Below are 16,598 nucleotides of genomic sequence, written 5' to 3' on the forward strand. Positions count from 1 at the left end.
GCCCCCCCGCTCCTTGCCGTTCTCCCCCTCCCCCTACCTTTTTTCCCGGGGGGCCGGCTCGCCCTGTCGAGCGGGCGGCCGGTTCTCCCACTGCCCGGAGCAACCCGTGATTCCCAGTACCCGTGCCCGTCCCCGCCGCCGAACCAGGGCCCTCGCCGCCGTGGCCGGCGGACTCGTCGCCCTCGGCGCCGTGGCCGCCTGCTGCCAGGACGGCGAGCTGCCCCCGGGCCCCAAGGTCCTCAACACCAAAACCACATCGACCCCCGAGGCGGCACTGACGCTGCCGAAGGCGCGCCCGACCGGGATGAGGATCGACGCGGCCGGCGTCGACGCCGGGAAGATGGTCGACCTCGCGCTCGACGCCACGGGCGAACTCGGCGTGCCGAACCCCGACACCGACGCGAACAGCCCCGGCTGGTGGACCGGGAGCGTCACCCCGGGGGAGAAGGGGGTCTCCGTCCTGGTCGCCCACTTCGACACCAGGCACGGCCCGGCCCTGATGAAGGGAGTGGAGAAGATGAAGCTGGGCGACACCATCGAAGTCCCGCGGGAGGACGGCAGCACCGCAAGGTTCAGGGTCCGGGAGATCCAGGCCGTGAGCAAGAAGGACTTCCCCACCGACAAGGTTTACGGCTCGACCGATCACGCCGAGCTGCGCCTGCTGACCTGCGGTGGCGGGATCGAGCACGGCCACCGCACCGACAACGTCATCTTCTACGCCGACCTCATCGCGTAGCGACGAGGAAAGCCAATGATCGCCGGTAGGGCCCGGACGCAGAGTCGTCCGGGCCCTACCGGCGTTCGGCCGATCCGGTGCGCGGCTCAGGCAGCGGGCCGCCGACCGGTGACGAGCTCCCGGACGAGCGCGAACGAGCGCAGGCGCAGCTGGTGGTCCGGGCACGGCGTGGAGACGGCCAGGGTGTCGGGCCGGTAGAGGTCGAGCAGGTGGGCCAGGTGCGGCCGGATCTGCTCCGGGGTGCCGACCAGGGTCCGGGGCCGGGCGGAGGGCGGGGGAGCGGCGGTCGCGGGCTGCTCCGCCGCCTGGTCCGCCGGTTGGGCCCAGGCCAGGAGGGCCCGCAGCACGGCAGCTCCGTCGGGGTCGTCGGCGCAGGCGATCCGCACCGCCAGCGCGATGCGCGGTGCCCCGGGGCCGGCCTCCGTCCGACAGAACCGCCGGTAGTGGTCGAGCGCTTCGGGGCGGGGCAGCTCATCGGCGGGGAGCCTGAGGCAGAACGGGAGCCCGTACGCCGCCGCCACGGCGGAGTCCTCCGCGTGCCGCCCGGCCAGCCAGATCCTCGGTGAGGTCCGGTCCAGGGGATCAGCGGTGTCCAGGGCGGTCTGGGCGTCCTCGTGGCGGAGGGCGGCGAGCAGCGCCGCGAGCCGGGGGCCCGGGGAGCGCGGGCCGGCCGGCGCGTCGAGGTCCGGGGTGACGATCAGATCGGACCGCCGGGGGTGCAGGTGGGCGAGCGACATGAAGCCGGCGGCGCCGCGGACGGGGCCGCCGTCCGCGGGCAGTACCAGGCCGGTCCCCACCCGGATGGTTCCGGTGATGGTGGCGGCGGCGGAGGCCATGGCGGTCAGCGCGTGCGAGTGGCCGGTCGTACCGAGGCCGGCGGCCGCCCAGTAGCCGTCCCAGCCCAGTTGTTCGCAGTCGAGCGCCAGTCGGACGGCTTCCTGGGCGGCGAGCGCCGTACCGGTGAGCCCGTCCTCCTGGCCCGACACGTGGATCGGCGCCTGATCATCGACGATCAGTTCCATCGGATGTGGGAGGAGCCTTTCGGATCGCGGAGCGGTGGAGTCGTGACCCGCATCGATCGCGGGGAATTGCATTCCGTCGCGGGAGAAAATTGGGCCCCGGGAATCCGTGGGTGATTCCGTGCAAAAGGACCGTAGCACCGGAGAATGCCACTTTCGCTGCGCCGGCGGTCGACTTCGGATTAGTCCGTCCGGTATTTGATCGACGGGTGCTCGGCCGGGGCCGGCCGGTCCGGGTGGATCCAGGTCGATCCCGGCCGGACGCGGAACCCGGACCCCGGAAATGCGGAGGCCAATTCACCGGAGTGCGGACGGGCGGAGGCCGCGGCCTACTCCTCGTCGAGGAGGCCCGCGTTGTGCGCCAGGATCGCGGCCTGGGTCCGGTTGTCCACGGCCAGCGCGCCGAGCAGCCGCGAGACGTACGCCTTGACGGTGCCCTCGGCCAGGTACATCCGCTGGGCGATCTGCGCGTTCGACAGGCCGCCGCCGACCAGTCGGAGCAGTTCGCGCTGCTGCTCGTTGAGCTTCTCCAGGCGGCGCCGCTGGTCCGGCGGGATCCGGGCCGGCGGGGCGGCGCGGTCGCGGGAGGCGTTCACCAGGCGGGCCGCCGAGGCCGAGGCCAGGACGGTGCCGCCGGCCGCCACCAGCCGGATCGCGCCGACGAGCTGCTCGGGCGGGGCGTCCTTGAGGAGGTAGCCGGCGGCACCGGCCTGGAGGGCCTCGGTGACGCCCTCCTCGGTGTCGAAGGTGGTCAGCACCAGGACGATCGGGGGGTTCGGCAGGGCGAGCAGCCGCTTGGTCGCGGTGATGCCGTCCATGCCGGGCATCCGGAGGTCGGTCAGCACGAGGTCGGGCGCGAGGGCCCTGGCCTGGGCGAGGGCCGCGGCCCCGTCGACGGCCTCACCGACGACCGAGATGTCGTCGGTGGCGTCCAGCAGCGCGCGCAGTCCGAACCGCACGAGCGGCTCGTCGTCCGTTACCAGCACGCGGATCAAGGCCGACTCCTCCGGGTCCGTCCGTCCATCCGCCCGGTGCGAGGACCGGGCGTTCCAAGATCTCCGAGACTCGCACGGAGGTTGTACACGAAAGTGGACGGCGGACCTGCCGAAAGTGGGGGCCGCGAGTCCACCGGCTTCAGTGGCCGCGGCTCGCGGCGGGACGGTCGAGCGGGACCGAGGTCACCACCCGCCAGCCGCCCGGGCCGGCCGGCCCGGCCTGGAACTCCCCGCCGAGCAGGGAGACGCGCTCGCGCAGCCCGATCATCCCGAAGCCGTCGCCCGCCACCGCGATCCGCCGGGCGGGCACCGGTGAGGGGTCGTTGCGCACCATGGTCTCGAGCCTGCCCCGGTCCGCGGTGACCCGCACCTCGGTCCTGGCCTCCGGGGCGTGCTTGACGACGTTGGTGAGCGCCTCCTGGACGGTGCGGTACGCCGTCAGCGCGAGCTCCGGCGGGACGGGGCCGGCGACGTCGGTGGCGAGGGTCACCGGCAGGCCCGACGCGCGGGCGTCGGCCACCAGCTCCTCCAGGTCCGAGAGGCAGTGGCCCGCGATCACCGAGTCGTCGCCGTCGCGCAGTGCGCCCAGCACCTGGCGCAGGTCGCGCAGGCCGGCCCGGGCGGTGTCGCCGATGGCCCGGGCCACCTGTCGGCTCTCCGGCTTCACCCCCGGGACGAACTCGAGGGCGCCGGCGTGCATGGCGATGATCGCGATGCGGTGGCCCAGGACGTCGTGCATCTCGCGGGCGAGCCGGACCCGCTCCTCGGCCCTGGTCTGGGCCACCCGGCGCTCGCGCTCCTCGCGCAGGGCGACGATGCTCCGCGCGTAGGCCCTGCCGCCGAGGCCGAAGACGATCGGGAGCAGGGAGTAGAAGGCCGCGGTGAGCAGATTGTTCGCCGGAGTGCCCCCCTGCTCGCCGGGGAGCAGCGTCTTCAGCGGCACGGACACGGTGCCGACGACCGTGAGCACGATCGCCCGGTGCCGGGGCTGGTACCGGGCGAGGTTGAAGAGGGCGATGAACACGGGGGTGCGGGCGCCGTCCAGGACCAGTCCCGCCATCGCCAGCACCGCCACGGCCAGCGGGGCCTGCCGGCGCCACAGGAAGGCCGCCGTCACGAGCAGGGCGACCGCGGAGGCGGGCAGCGCGGAGCACAGCAGCCCGGTGCTCGGGTTGAGGGCGTTGTTGAGGGAGCCGACGGCCACCAGCGCGACGATCAGGAGGTCGATGCGCATCCAGCGGGACCGCCCGGCCGGCTTCGTGATGGCGGAGTACCAGCGTTCGAAGGCGTCCGGAGCGACGGGTGGGGTCACGGAGAGTCGGTCCTTGATCAAAAGCGGCTGAATCGGGCGAAAGGGATAGATCCTAGGCGACGTCCGCAGGTGATCACCGCGCGGTCCCAGCAGCTGGGACCCGGCTGCGCCCGGGGCTGGCCGGAGCGGAAAGGGCCAGCATTCCCCGGTGACGGCGGCTTCACCAGGTACGAACGGTGATTCCCCGGGCAACCCGGGATGTGTTTCCGTCCACCTTCGGCCATGGAATTCCGCTCCCCGGCGCGGGCATGATCATCGGTGTCCCGGGAGTTGATATCGCCGCCCGTCGCGAGCCGCGGTCGCTCTCCGGTATTTCCCTCCCCGCTATGTCCCGTCCCCGCCCGATTTCCGCCCGACCACAGGAATCCCCGTGCCCGCGATACCGCTCCCGCCCGAAGACCTGCCCGTGGAATGGGCCGCCCACGAGGCCGTCCTCCGCCGCGTCCTGGACCGCCTCCGGTCCACCGAGGCGTCCGACGGCCCCGGCGCCCGCCCCGCGGAGAACGCGATGTCATGCCCCGCCGATCGGTACCGCTGACTCCCGCTCCACCCGCCGACCGGCACGATCACCCCGCAGAGAAAGCGCCATGAGCATTCGCCGTCTTCGCATCCGCAGCACCGGCCTCGTCCGGGCGGCCGTGACCCTCGCCTCCGGCCGTCCGCCCCGGCCCCGAACCGACACCCGGGTCGGGACAGCGCACGAGCGCGGGCCGGAGGAGGTGCCGCACCCCCGCACGCCGGGCGCCCTGGCCCCGAGTGCCGCCGCCCGGCTGTTCGTCGTCGCGGCCGCCGGAACCGGGCTCACCGAGGAGGACCTGGCGGTGGCCGAGCTGGTGGCCCGCTGCGGACACCACCCGCTCGCCGTCCGGCTGACGGGGGCCCGCCTGCGCCACCAGCCGTCCCGGCCGCTCGGCAGCCTCACCGCCGAACTGGCCGTCGCGACGGGGCGCCCGGCGACCGGCTCCGGCGTCCCCGCCGAGGTGAGCGCAGCGTTCCACCTGGCGTACCGGGACCTGGGGCTCCCGGAGCAGCGCCTGCTCAGGAGGATCGGGCTGGTGCCCGGGCCCGACCTCGACGTCCTCACCGCGGCGGCCCTGGTGGACAGCGATCCGTCCACGGTCGGCCGCCTGCTGGACGGCCTGCTGGATCGGCACCTCCTGGAGGAGCCGGACCGCGGCCGGTACCGGCTGCCCGGGCCGCTGCGCGAGCCGGCCCGGGTGCTGGCCTTCGGCGACGGCCCCAACACCCGGGCCGCGGCCGTCAACCGGCTGCTGGACCACTACCTCGCCTGCGCGGCCACGGCCGACCGCCACCTCGCCCGGCGCCCCCTCCTCACGGCCGGACGGCTCGCGCCGGGCGCGGACCGGGCCCCGGACCTGTCCACCCCGGAGCGGGCGATCGCCTGGCTGCAGGAGGAGTGCGCCAACCTCCAGGCCGCCGTGGAGTTCGCCGTCCGGCACGGGCGCCACACCCACGCGGTGCTCCTGCCGGCGGCCCTGCACGCCTTCCTGCGCGGCCGGGGCCACTGGCAGGAGGCCCGCATCCTGCACCACCTCGCCCTCGACAGCGCCACCGTCCTCGGCCACCGGCCCGGCCGCGCCGAGACCCTGCTCAACCTGGCCGAACTGGACGGGCTGACGGGCGGGTCGGCGGCCGCCGAGGAGCGGTTCGGCCAGGCGCTGGAGCTGTACCGGGGGCTGGCCGACCGCACCGGCGAGGCCTACGCGCTGTCGGGACTCGGCCGGGTCCAGGAGTCGCTGAGCCGCTACGGGACGGCGGTGGAGACCCACCAGGCCGCCCTGCACCTCCACCTCGCCGCCGGGGACCGCCTCGGCCAGGCCGCCGCGATGGTCGGACTCGCCCGCGCCCAGCGGGCGTTGGGCGACCACGCGCAGGCCACCCAGAACCTCCAGCCCGCACTGGAGCTCTTCGACTTCCTGAACAGCCGCCCCGGCCGGGCCGACGCCAACCTCGGCCTGGGCGTCGTCGGCGAGCTCACCGGCCAGTACCAGGCCGCCGCCGCCCGGCACTGGGAGGCGGTGAGCCTCTATGCCGCCGTCGGCGACCGGCTGGGCCAGGCCGACGCCCTGTCGGCGCTCGGGCGGATGCAGCAGCTGATGGGGCAGTACGCGGCGGCCGTCGCAAGCCACCGGGAGGCCCTGGAGATCCACCGGGCCCTGGGCCACGACGAAGGGCGGGCGGACATCCTGCTGCTGCTCGGGGACGCCCACCTGGCGCTCGGCGAAACCGACGGCGCGGAGCGGGAGTTCACCGGTGCGCTGGAGCTGCACCGCGGCGCGGGCCGCCGGCGCGGCGAACTGGACGCACTCTTCGGGCTGGGCCGGCTGGACCACGCGGCCGGCCGGCCCGGGAGCGCGGTCGCACGGCTCTCGGAGGTGGTGTCCGGCTACCACGAGCTCGGCGTCCGGTCCGGCGAGGCCCGGGCGCTCGCCCAGCTCGGCGAGGCCCAACGGTCCACCGGGGAGCACGAACCGGCGCTCCAGAGCCTGTGGCGCGCCCTGAGCCTGAGCCGGGACCTCCAGGACCCGGGAGCGGAGGCGACGGCGCTCAACCTGCTGGGCCGGCTGCTGGCGGAGACCGGCTGGTCCAACCCGCACACCCACTACGCGCAGGCCCGCGACCTCGCCTGCGAACTCCCGCTCCCGCACCAGGAGATGCTCGCACTGGAGGGCGCCGGGATCAGCCTGTGCGAGGAGGGCGAGCGGACCGAGGGCGAGATCTGGCTGCGCAGCGCCCTGGGCGTCGCGGAGCGGCTCGGGACCCCGGACGCCGGGCGGATCCGGGCCCGGCTCGACGGGCTGACCCGCGGTCCCGTCCTCGGCACCCGGCCGGTGACGGTGCCGGTGCCGGGCGAGGCGGACTGACCGCCCGTCGGGGTGGCTGACCACGGCGGTTCCCGGGCCCGGCCAAGGGGCTCGGGCCCGGGAACCGCCGGGCCGGATCAGCCGGTGCCGGGCCGGATCAGTCGCGGTACCGGTCCACGAGATGGCCGTAGCCGCCCGCCGTCCAGATCCGCCGGCGGAACTCCGGGAGGGTGACCGCACCCGCACCCTGCCCGGCGCCGGGCGGGAAGTGGGCGGTCCCGCAGCGGGCGCAGTACCAGGCCGTGGACCAGAGCCGCTCGGCCTGCGGACGGCCGGCGAGTTCGCGGTTGGTCATGACCCGGAGCAGTACGGCCGTGGCGAACAGTGCGATCGCGAGGAAGAGCGCGATCCCTGAGTACAGGTAGAAGGAGTCGGCCTGGGAGGAGTCCGACGGGTCGGCCAGGGGGCTTCCGGCGAACATCTTGGCCTTGGAGTCGTCGAACTCGCTCTGCGAGTCGGCGACGAAGAACAGGAACCCCGCCGCGAACAGGGCGGGGAAGCCCAGGAAGGCCGGGACGCGTTCGGGGTGCCGGTCCGGGGCAGGGGCCAGGGCCCGGGCGAGCGGGCTGGTGATCTCCTGGGTCCGGGTCCGGCGGTTGCCGTCGCTGTCCCGGGAGGTGACGGTGACGGTGTCCCGGCCCGCGAGGTGGACGGCCGGAACGCTTCGGACCTGGTCGGTCCGGGCGCAGCCCGGGCAGGGCTGCAGGGCGGACGGCGCCGGTGCGGCGTCCCGTGGTTCGATCATGGTTCCCCCCAGTGCTGTCGTCCGGCCGGTGGGCCGTTCGTATCCGCTGGGACGTGCCCGATTCGGGTTCGGTTGCGGCTCAACTCCCGGAGATCGTGGAACTTCCGGTCAGCCCCAGCGGGTGGCAGGTCCAGTGGATCCGCTGCTCGGCCGCGGAGGCGGTGAGCAGGGCGTCGAGGGTGGAGTGCTGCTCGCCCCGGCTGCCGCTGCCGTGCCGGTAACCGTCCCTGGGCTCGACGCCGACCTCCAGCGGGCGCGGGGTGCCGGACGGCCGGTCCGGGGAGAGCTCCCAGCCGAGCGGGCCGGCCAGCAGCCCGGGCCGGTCGGCGGTGGCTTCGAGGTGGGTGTGCAGCAGGCCGCCGACCCGCAGCGCCCCGCTGTGCCAGACCCGGACGTCCCCCGCCTCGGAGCCGCCCAGCGTCGCCGGTTCGGCGAGCAGTTCGGTGGTGGCGGAGGGCGTGGCCGGGGCGTCGAGGAGCAGCGCCGCCGAGCGGGGCAGGAGGGCGTGGTGGACGACCAGCACCAGCCCGCCGCGCTCGGGCACCGGACCGAAGCGGCAGATCACGAACTCCACGCCGTACTCCGGGTCGTTGAAGACGCCTGGCAGGGCGAGGACGGCGTGGGAGTCGCCGGGCCGGGTGAGGTAGGCGAGCCAGAGCGGGACGGCCTTGGCGGCCGGCGGCACCGGGCGGTGTTTCAGGGCGTGTCTGACAATTCCCGCCGGGCGCGCGACGCTCCCCCAGCCTTCGGCCGGGAGGTACCCCCAGGGCACAAGCGCACCTCGCCGCGTTGTCGTCGGTCGCCAATGGCCCCCAGCCTTCGGCCGGGAGGTGCCCCCACCGCAGTGGCTCCCTCCTCCGCCTTGCGATGCACGCACCCCGACGCCGCGCGCTGATCCGACGCGAATTGTCAGACACGCCCCAGGGCGACCACGGTGAACAGCCCGGCCGGGGTGTCGAGCAGCCCGCCGTGGCTGAGCCGGGTGCCGGGCGTGTCGAGGAGCGTCTCGGGCGGCCGGATCAGGGTGGGGCGGGTCGGGTGCATGCGGCGACGGTAGGGGACGGCCGGGCGCCCGTCGGTGCGGGCCTCGGCCGCCGCACCGACGGGTCAGCCGCTCAGCCCTGCCCCGGCGCCGAGCGCGACCAGCCCAGGGCGGGGCCGAGCCGGGTGGCCAGGTCGGTGAGGATCTGCACGTAGTCCTCGGGTTCGAAGCTGAACGGCAGCGCGAAGGCGACCTCGTCCACCTCCCGGAAGCCGGCGTGGGCGTGCAGTCGTTCGGCGAGTTCCGCCGAGTCGCCGACCAGGTCGGGGGCGAAGAGCAGCCGGTTCGGGCCCTGCGGGGTGAGGGTGCGCGGGGTGCGGGAGAGCGCGTACGCCCGGTACTTGGCACGCTGCTCGGGGGTGGCGCTGTCGGTGGGGATGACCACCAGGCCCTGCGAGACCCGGGCGCGCTCGCCGTCCGGGTGCCGGGCCCGGAAGGCGCGGATCTGCTCGGCCTGGATGGTGGCGAAGTCCGGTGCGGGGTCCGGTGCGGAGTCGGCTCCGGGGTCGGCCGCTTCGGGCTTGACCACGCTGCTGGTCAGCAGGTTGAGCCCCTGCTCGCCGGCCCAGCGGGCCGAGCGCAGGCTGCCGGCGCCGTACCAGAGCCGGTCGGCGAGGCCGGGGGAGTGCGGCTGGACGCGGCGTGAGTACACCTCGATGCCCTCGGTGCCGGCGAAGTCGGAGGCGTCCTCGCCGCGGACCAGGGCGAGGAAGCGCTCGGCGCGGGCGGGGGAGAAGTCCTCGTGGTCCCCGGTGTCGGGGTAGAGCGCACCGCGCACGTGCTCGTAGTGGACGGGCGGGCCGACGCTGAAACCGGGGTTGAGCCGGCCGCCGGAGAGCAGGTCGACGGTGGCGAGGTCCTCGGCGAGCCGCAGCGGGTTCTCCCAGCCGAGCGGGGTGACGGCGGTGCCGAGCTGGATCCGGCTGGTGCGCTGGGTGGCGGCGGCGAGGACGGCGACGGGGGAGGAGATCCCGTACTGGAGGTGGCGGTGGCGCAGCCAGGCGCTGTCGAAGCCGAGCTGCTCGCCGAGGGTGATCAGGTCGAGGGTGGACTCGTGGCCCCGGCGCGGGTCGGCCTCGTCGAAGAGCCCGATGGTGAGGAAGCCGAGTTTCCGCAGCGGTCGGGGGGAGGACGGCATGGTGGCGGCTCCGCGTGGGGTCTTGCGGCCCGGGGGAGGGCCGGACGGGGGGTGCCCGTCGACCGTACGCAGAGCGCCGGGCGCGCGACAAGATCGGCGCGTGATCCGGACAAGGGGCCGCAATACGGCGCAACGGGCGGCAACCCGGCGCAACGCCGGGTACGCGCACGGCGGGCGCCCACCCGCTCCCGGGTGGGCGCCGGCCATGACCGGGATCCGGGTCAGCAGCTGCGCAACTCCGGGCTCTGGTTGCGGATCTGGTTGTGCAGCGAGGTGAACTCGCGGTACGCCGCGCTGTCCTCGGAGCCGGGCCGGAAGGCGCCGACGCGGTGGCAGTTGACGAAGGCGAGCTTCACGCCGAAGTGGTCCTCCAGGCTGCCGCGGATGGCGTTGCTGGCGAGCGCGCGCAGCAGCTGGGCCCGCTGCTCGTCGCTGGGGGTGGTGTTGTCGGTGCTGAACTCGGCCTCGGAGGCGGAGAGTTCGGTGCTGAGCCCGGCGACGACCTGGTAGGCGTAGGGGAGCGAGACGCGGACGGTGTCGAGGAAGTCGGCCTGGTCGACGTGGCCGTCGCGGGCCTGGTCGAGCAGGGCGGGGGAGACGTCGAGCGACATGGGAGTCCTCTTTCGCGGGGCGCGCGCGGCGCGGACGGGAATGGTTAGCGAAGATGAAAACCATTTGCGTAAAGGACTGTCCTCGACGCCCCGACGCCCTGTCAAGTACCGCCCCCCGAAGGGCTGACGTGCGGCGCCTGCGGCACCCGCCGGACCTTGATGACGAACACCGCGATCAGCACCGCGATCGAGGCGAACACCAGCCCCATCTGGAAGGCCGTCGCGATGCCGTGCACCAGCACCTCCGAGGAGTACGGCGCCGGGAGCTTGCCGGTCGCCCTGAACTGGAGGGCCTGCTGCGGGGTGGCCTGCCGGAGGAACTTCCCGACCTGGGCCCCGGCCTCGTTGCGGCTGGCCGTGCCGTACACCGTGACGAGGATCGACAGGCCGAGCGAACCGCCCACCTGCTGCATCGTGTTGAGGCTGCCGGTGGCCGCGCCGGTCTCGTGCGGGGCCACGTGCGAGACGACGGTGAGCATCACCGGGACGAAGATCGAGCCCATCCCGAAGCCGAACAGCAGGGTCGGCCCGAGGATGCCGCCGGCGTAGGTGCTGTGGATGTCGATCCGGGTCGCCCAGAACACGCCGCTGAGGACCAGGACCGACCCCGCGACCAGGAACGGCTTCGCGCCCCACCGGATCTGGTTGCGGGCGGCGAACTGGGCGGCCGCGACGATCGCCACGCTGATCGGCAGGAAGGCGAAGCCCGCTCGCAGCGGGCTGAACCCGAGGATCTCCTGCACGAACAGGGTGATGAAGAAGAAGATGCTGAACATCGTCGCGGCCACGCACAGCATCAGCCCGAACGCGCCGGAGCGGTTGCGGTCGCGCAGCAGGTGCAGCGGGGTGATCGGCTGGGGGACCCGCCGCTCATTGAGGATGAACGCGGCGAGCAGCACCACCGCGAGGCTGAAGGCGGTGAGTGTGACGGCGTCCGTCCAACCGTGGTCGGAGGCCCGGATGAAGCCGTACACCAGCGAGACCATGCCCGCCGTGGCGGTGAACGCGCCGGGCAGGTCGAAGCGCCCGGGGTGGCGGTCGGACTCGTTGATGTAGAGCGGCGCCAGCAGCGCGATCGCGATGCCGATCGGCACATTGACGAACAGCACCCAGCGCCAGGACAGCCAGGAGGTGAGCATGCCGCCGAGCAGCAGGCCCACCGCGCCGCCCGCGCCGGCCACGGCCGAGTAGACGCCGAACGCGCGGTTGCGCTCCGGGCCCTCCTTGAAGTTGGTGGCGATCAGCGCCAGCGCCGTCGGCGAGGCGATCGCCCCGCCCACCCCCTGCAACGCCCGGGCCGCCAGCAGCCAGGACGAGGACTGGGCGACCCCGCCGAGCAGCGAGGCGAAGCTGAACAGCAGCACGCCGACGATGAACACCCGCCGGCGCCCGAGGATGTCGCCCGCGCGGCCGCCGAGCAGCAGCAGCCCGCCGAAGGTCAGGGTGTAGGCGTTGATCACCCAGGACAGGTTGGTGGTGGAAAAACTCAGCGCCCGCTGGATGTGCGGCAGGGCGATGTTCACGATCGTGATGTCGAGGACCACCATCAGCTGGGTGGCCGCGATGACGGTGAGGGCAATCCCTGGGTGCTGGCCCCGACGTGCGGTCGCGGGCGGAGCCGTGGCCAGGGCACGCGAGGTGACCATGGCAGGTTCCCCAAAGGCTCGGGGGCGAACGCGGGGGGCAGGGGGGACGGACTCGTTCGCCACTACCGACGGTAGCTCCGGGAGATAGGGAACACAACCGTTCATTACCGACAACCATCCGTTTTCGGACACCCGCGGCGCGCGGTGCCACCGGCCCGGCACTGCCGGTGACCATGACCCGCATCGTGAACCCTCGCCGGGTGAACCGGGTGAACCGGGTGAACCGGGTGAACCGGGTTCCGGGCCTGCGGGCCTGCGGACTCAGGGTCACCCCTGACAGAAGATCAGGGATCAGCGGCGTCCGGACCCTGATGATCTTCGCCCCCGGCTTCGGAAGACTCCTCGGGCGGGCCGGGAAACGGAACACCGGCCCGGAGGACTACCAGTATGGAGATGCAGCACCCGTGAACGCCTACCCGCACCGCACCCGTTGGGCCGTTGTCGCCGCCGGCGCCCTGGCGGCCGCATTGACCGTCGGTGCGGGCACGCCCGCCCTCGCCGCGGTGCCCGGCACCGCCACCGCTTCCGCGGGCACGTCCGCCGTCCCGCCGCTGGACCCGGCCGCCGTCAGGGCCGCCCTCGCCAAGCGGCCCGCCGCCGACGTCTCCGCCGCCTTCGTCCGGATCACCGGCTCCACCGGGCGCTTCGAGGACAGTTCGGCGGAGGACGGCATGGCCGTGGACACCGACGGCCGGTACCGGATCGGGTCGGTCTCGAAGATCTTCACCGCCACCGTCGTGCTGCAACTCGCCGCCGAGGGCCGGGTCGACCTGGACGGCGACGTGCGGCAGTACCTCCCGGACTTCCCCTACCAGGGCGTCACGGTCGGCCAACTACTCAACCACACCAGTGGATTGCCCAACGGCACCAACGTGCCCTGGGGCGACGGAACCACCACCTGGTTCGAGGCCCACCGCTATGACTCCTTCACCCCCGAGCAGGTCCTCGCCACCATGGCCGGCCAGCCGCTCGGCTTCACGCCCGGTACCGAGCAGCAGTACAACGGCATGAACACCTTCGTCGCCGGGCTGATCGTCGAGAAGGTCACCGGCCACCGCTACGCCGACGAGCTGCGCCGGCGGATCATCCGGCCGCTCGGCCTGCACGACACCTCCCTCCCGGACGGTGACGACCCCGGGCTGCGGCATCCCGCCACCCGCCCGTACCTCACCGTCCCCGACGCCGACGGCGGCTCGGGTTCGCACCGGGTCGACGTGACCGAGCAGAGCCCCTGGCCCTGGGCCGAGGGCGGCATGATCTCCAGCGCCCCCGATCTGGACCGCTTCATCACCGCGCTGTTCCGGGGCCGGCTGCTCCCGGCGGCCGAGCAGGAGAAGCTGTTCACCGTCCCGGACGTGCCGGTCGCCCCGCACAGCGGCCACTGCCCGGACGGCAAGGCGTGCATGAGCATGGGGCTGGAGCGCCTCGCCGCCCACGGCGTGGTGGCCTGGGGCAAGACCGGCTCCCGGCCCGGCTCCACCGGCGGCGTCTTCGCCACCCGCGACCTCTCCCGCAAGGTGGTCTACACGGTCGACCCGACAGCCCTGAACGGCGCCGAGACCCCGTACGTCCTGGGGCTGGTGGCGAGCTCCTTCGGCCTGGGCTCCATCGTCTGACCATGCGTCAAGTCGGCTCGCCCGCATTACCACTCAGGGGCGGTGTTGCGGGCGGGCCCGACCGTATCCGGTGATCGGGCCCGCCCCGGCTCCTAGGCTGCCGAGCCATGACCATTCCTTCCGAACTCATCGGCAGCCTGCCCCGCTCCGCTGACAGCGCGAACGCCGTCAAGGAGACCGTCGAACGGCTGGAGGCCCTCGGCTCGCCGGTCGTCACCGACGGCGACCAGGCCAAGCCCAGCGCCTACACCTACCCCCTCGACGGGGCCACCGGGCTGTCCCCCGACGGCATCGTCATCCCGTTCGCCGACGGCCACACCCGGCAGCTGCCGGCGCTGACCTCCGGGCCCTTCCGCTACCGGGTGCACGCCGAGCAGTACCTGCGGGCCGCGCAGAAGGTCGCCACCGTGCCGGTCAAGCAGTCGGTGGTGGCGCCCTCGCTGCTCAGCCTGCTCTACCCGGCGAACGGCATCGACGGGTACTCGCGCGAGGCCTTCCTCGACGACCTGGTCGACGGTGCGGAGGCCGACATCCGGGGCTGCCTGGAGGCCGGCGCACACGCCGTGCAGCTGGAGTTCACCGAGGCCCGGCTGTCGCTGAAGCTCGACCCCAGCGGCCAGGTGCTCCGGGACTTCGTCGAGCTCGACAACCGGGTGCTGGAACGGTTCAGTGAGACCGAGCGGGCGCGGATCGGGGCCCACACCGACCCCGGCGCCGACCAGGGCTCCACCCACAGCCTCGACGTCGACTACGCGGAGCTGCTGCCCTCGTTCTTCCAGCTCAAGGTGGGCAACTTCTACCTCGCGCTGGCGGGTGAAGCCGACCAGGACCGGGTGCTGAGCATGATCGCCGCCCAACTGCCCGCCGAGGGCCAGGTGTTCGTCGGCGTCACCGACCCGGTCGACCCGCGGGTGGAGACCGCCGAGGAGGTGCGCGACCGCGTGCTGCGGGCCGCCCAGTACTTGCCCGCCGACCGCCTCGGCACCTGCGACGACAGCGGCTTCGCGTCCTTCGCCGACGACCTGTCGACCTCGCGCGACGTCGCCTTCGCCAAGATCAAGGCCCGCCTGGAGGGCACGGCGCTGGCCGCCGAGGCGCTGGGTATCTGAGACTCCCCGCGCGGGAAGTCGGACCGGCCGACTTCCCGCGCCCGGTGCCGCTCCGCTGTTCGGGTCCTCAGCCGGCCAGGCCCGCCAGCACCTCGGCGCCCGGCAGTCGGGCCAGCGCCCAGCCGGGGAGGATGAGTTTGCCCCGCCGCCGGCCGCTGCCGACCAGGACGTACGGTGCCGCGGCCACCGCCTCGTCCATGAGCAGCGGCCAGCTGCCGGGCAGGCCGACGGGGGTGATGCCGCCGTACTCCATGCCGGTCAGCTCGACCGCGGTGTCCATCGGCGCGAACGAGGCCTTGCGCGCCCCCAAGTGCGTGCGGACGGCCCGGTTGACGTCCACCCGGGTGTCGGCGAGGGCGAGGCAGGCGGCCAGGGTGACCTCCCCGCCGCGTTTGGCCGCGACCACCACGCAGTTCGCGGAGAGCTCCGGCGGCACCGCGTAGTACTCGCAGAACACCGCCGTGTCCGCCTTCCCGGGGTCGGTGTCCGCGTACAGCACGGACTCGGCGGCCTCCCGGACGTCCCAGTTCTTCAGGGCGTCGGCCACGGGGGCGGCGAGGTCGTCGCAGACCTCCAGCGCCGCGACGACGGTCGTGAAGTTTCCGAACGGAGGATGCAGCGGCTCACTCATGGGACGGACTGTAGCCGCACCGGCAGCCGCGGTACGAGCTCAGCCGGTCAGTCCTCCGGCGGTCCACCAGGCCCGGGGGTCGTCGCAGGCTCCGAGGGTGAGCCGCTCGCCGTACCCCTGGTCGAGGAGGCAGCGGCCGTCGTGGGCCTGGATCCGGAGCCGGGTGGCGGAGCGTCCGTCGGGGGCGGTCCAGCGGAGCGGGGCGGAGAGGTCCGCGAAGGTCCACGACTGGTCCTCGGCCGCGGCCTCCGGCCCGCTGCCGGGGCGCTCGGCGGAGAGGTGGACGGAGCCGTCCGCGTCCGCGGTGAGCAGCAGGGGGCCGGTCGTGTCCTCACCGGTGCTCAGCAGCAGCGACTGGAGGAGGAACGCGTCGCCGGCGGTGGGCCGTACGAGCCATTCCTGGTTCTCCTCGGCATTCTCCGGCATGGCGGTCACCGCGGCGCCGTCGGCGGCGTGCGAGGAGTCCACCCCGAACGCCGTCACCCTCAGCTCGGACCGGCCGGCCGTCAGGTCGCCGAGCCCGCTGAGCCCGTCGTGGGGCAGGGGAAGGGACCGGAAGCGGTCCGGTCCCGGTGACACCGTTCCGGAGCGGTCGGCGGACGCGTGCGTGAACGGACCGCCGCGGCCGTCGGACCGGTCCGCCCCGGCCCGGTCCTGCTGGCCGGTGACGATCAGGAGGCAGGGGAGCAGGGCGAGTGCGGCGGTCGCCCGGGTGGCGGCGAATGCGGGCCGGTACGACAACGTGGTTGTTCCTCGGGGGAGTTCGAAGGTGGTGACAGGTGGTGACAGGTGGTGCTCGCGCACGGCCCCGGGCCGCTCACCGGGGAGGGGAACCGGTGAGCGGCCCGCAGGGCGTACGGGACGGGCTCAGCCCCCGAGCGGACCGTCGGTCAGCTGGGCCTGGATGGTCGCCATCACGGCGGCATCGGTGAGGGTGGTGGTGTCGCCGACCTCGCGGCCTTCGGCGATGTCGCGCAGGAGGCGGCGCATGATCTTGCCGGAGCGGGTCTTGGGGAGTTCGCCGACGACCTTGATCTGCTTGGGCTTGGCGATCGGGCCGAGGGTGCGGCCGACGTGGGCGCGCAGTTCCTCGACGAGCTCGGGGGTCTCGGT

The 16,598-nt window shown here is 73.7% G+C and carries 16 protein-coding genes and 1 pseudogene; 5 read left to right on the forward strand and 12 right to left on the reverse strand.

Features of this window, described 5'->3' with window-relative positions; genetic code table 11:
* Positions 1 to 106 precede the first annotated feature (106 nt).
* Positions 107 to 736: a class F sortase gene (locus tag ACFVXG_RS45355; protein ID WP_387936382.1), complete on the forward strand. Its 630-nt coding sequence runs from the start codon at positions 107 to 109 to the stop codon at positions 734 to 736.
* 86 nt (positions 737 to 822) lie between these two features.
* On the opposite strand, the gene ACFVXG_RS45360 is transcribed toward ACFVXG_RS45355, so the two are convergent.
* The 3 genes from ACFVXG_RS45360 to ACFVXG_RS45370 all read right to left on the reverse strand — a co-directional run bounded on the left by ACFVXG_RS45360 (position 823) and on the right by ACFVXG_RS45370 (position 4,062).
* Positions 823 to 1,758: an LLM class flavin-dependent oxidoreductase gene (locus ACFVXG_RS45360; protein ID WP_387936383.1), complete on the reverse strand. Its 936-nt coding sequence runs from the start codon at positions 1,756 to 1,758 to the stop codon at positions 823 to 825.
* Between the two features lie 326 nt (positions 1,759 to 2,084).
* The gene (locus ACFVXG_RS45365) at positions 2,085 to 2,741 is read right to left on the reverse strand and encodes a response regulator (protein WP_387936396.1); all 657 of its coding nucleotides are present in this window, start codon (positions 2,739 to 2,741) and stop codon (positions 2,085 to 2,087) included.
* Between the two features lie 148 nt (positions 2,742 to 2,889).
* Complete coding sequence (locus tag ACFVXG_RS45370; protein WP_387936384.1) at positions 2,890 to 4,062, reverse strand: sensor histidine kinase; 1,173 nt, start codon at positions 4,060 to 4,062, stop codon at positions 2,890 to 2,892.
* A 370-nt stretch (positions 4,063 to 4,432) separates the two neighbouring features.
* Between ACFVXG_RS45370 and ACFVXG_RS45375 the strand changes: the two genes are divergently transcribed.
* Both ACFVXG_RS45375 and ACFVXG_RS45380 read left to right on the forward strand, forming a co-directional pair.
* Positions 4,433 to 4,600, forward strand: a complete 168-nt coding sequence (locus ACFVXG_RS45375) for a hypothetical protein (RefSeq protein WP_387936385.1) — start codon at positions 4,433 to 4,435, stop codon at positions 4,598 to 4,600.
* Between the two features lie 49 nt (positions 4,601 to 4,649).
* Entirely contained in the window at positions 4,650 to 6,947 is a 2,298-nt protein-coding gene (locus ACFVXG_RS45380) for a tetratricopeptide repeat protein (protein WP_387936386.1), read from the forward strand.
* Between the two features lie 97 nt (positions 6,948 to 7,044).
* Here the strand turns inward: ACFVXG_RS45380 and ACFVXG_RS45385 are convergent, their stop codons facing one another.
* From ACFVXG_RS45385 to ACFVXG_RS45410, 6 genes are all read right to left on the reverse strand, one after another.
* Positions 7,045 to 7,692: a hypothetical protein gene (locus ACFVXG_RS45385; protein WP_387936387.1), complete on the reverse strand. Its 648-nt coding sequence runs from the start codon at positions 7,690 to 7,692 to the stop codon at positions 7,045 to 7,047.
* 79 nt (positions 7,693 to 7,771) lie between these two features.
* On the reverse strand, positions 7,772 to 8,377 hold the full coding sequence (locus ACFVXG_RS45390; protein ID WP_387936388.1) for a hypothetical protein: 606 nt from the start codon (positions 8,375 to 8,377) through the stop codon (positions 7,772 to 7,774).
* A 224-nt stretch (positions 8,378 to 8,601) separates the two neighbouring features.
* Positions 8,602 to 8,736 carry a hypothetical protein gene (locus tag ACFVXG_RS45395; protein WP_387936389.1) on the reverse strand — a complete coding sequence of 45 codons (135 nt, stop codon included), beginning with the start codon at positions 8,734 to 8,736 and terminating at the stop codon, positions 8,602 to 8,604.
* A gap of 71 nt (positions 8,737 to 8,807) precedes the next feature.
* Positions 8,808 to 9,872 (reverse strand): LLM class flavin-dependent oxidoreductase, encoded by a 1,065-nt coding sequence (locus ACFVXG_RS45400; RefSeq protein WP_387936390.1) that lies wholly within the window; start codon positions 9,870 to 9,872, stop codon positions 8,808 to 8,810.
* A 221-nt stretch (positions 9,873 to 10,093) separates the two neighbouring features.
* Positions 10,094 to 10,483, reverse strand: a complete 390-nt coding sequence (locus ACFVXG_RS45405) for an SCO5389 family protein (protein ID WP_350509121.1) — start codon at positions 10,481 to 10,483, stop codon at positions 10,094 to 10,096.
* A 101-nt stretch (positions 10,484 to 10,584) separates the two neighbouring features.
* A complete protein-coding gene (locus ACFVXG_RS45410) occupies positions 10,585 to 12,129 on the reverse strand; it encodes an MFS transporter (protein WP_387936391.1) in 1,545 nt (514 codons plus the stop codon).
* A 404-nt stretch (positions 12,130 to 12,533) separates the two neighbouring features.
* On the opposite strand from ACFVXG_RS45410, the gene ACFVXG_RS45415 reads away from it, so the two are divergent.
* Positions 12,534 to 13,745: a serine hydrolase domain-containing protein gene (locus ACFVXG_RS45415; RefSeq protein ID WP_387936392.1), complete on the forward strand. Its 1,212-nt coding sequence runs from the start codon at positions 12,534 to 12,536 to the stop codon at positions 13,743 to 13,745.
* Between the two features lie 107 nt (positions 13,746 to 13,852).
* On the forward strand, positions 13,853 to 14,854 hold the full coding sequence (locus ACFVXG_RS45420; protein ID WP_387936393.1) for a 5-methyltetrahydropteroyltriglutamate--homocysteine methyltransferase: 1,002 nt from the start codon (positions 13,853 to 13,855) through the stop codon (positions 14,852 to 14,854).
* Positions 14,855 to 14,921: 67 nt separating this feature from the next.
* Here ACFVXG_RS45420 and ACFVXG_RS45425 read toward each other — a convergent pair whose 3' ends face one another.
* The 3 genes and pseudogenes from ACFVXG_RS45425 to ACFVXG_RS45435 all read right to left on the reverse strand — a co-directional run.
* Positions 14,922 to 15,485, reverse strand: a complete 564-nt coding sequence (locus ACFVXG_RS45425) for a YbaK/EbsC family protein (RefSeq protein ID WP_387936394.1) — start codon at positions 15,483 to 15,485, stop codon at positions 14,922 to 14,924.
* A gap of 39 nt (positions 15,486 to 15,524) precedes the next feature.
* Positions 15,525 to 16,226 (reverse strand): hypothetical protein, encoded by a 702-nt coding sequence (locus ACFVXG_RS45430; RefSeq protein ID WP_387936395.1) that lies wholly within the window; start codon positions 16,224 to 16,226, stop codon positions 15,525 to 15,527.
* 126 nt (positions 16,227 to 16,352) lie between these two features.
* Positions 16,353 to 16,598: pseudogene (locus ACFVXG_RS45435) on the reverse strand (acetyl-coenzyme A synthetase); the annotation flags it as partial.

The sequence above is a fragment of the Kitasatospora sp. NPDC058162 genome (assembly GCF_042884005.1).
Classification (GTDB): domain Bacteria; phylum Actinomycetota; class Actinomycetes; order Streptomycetales; family Streptomycetaceae; genus Kitasatospora.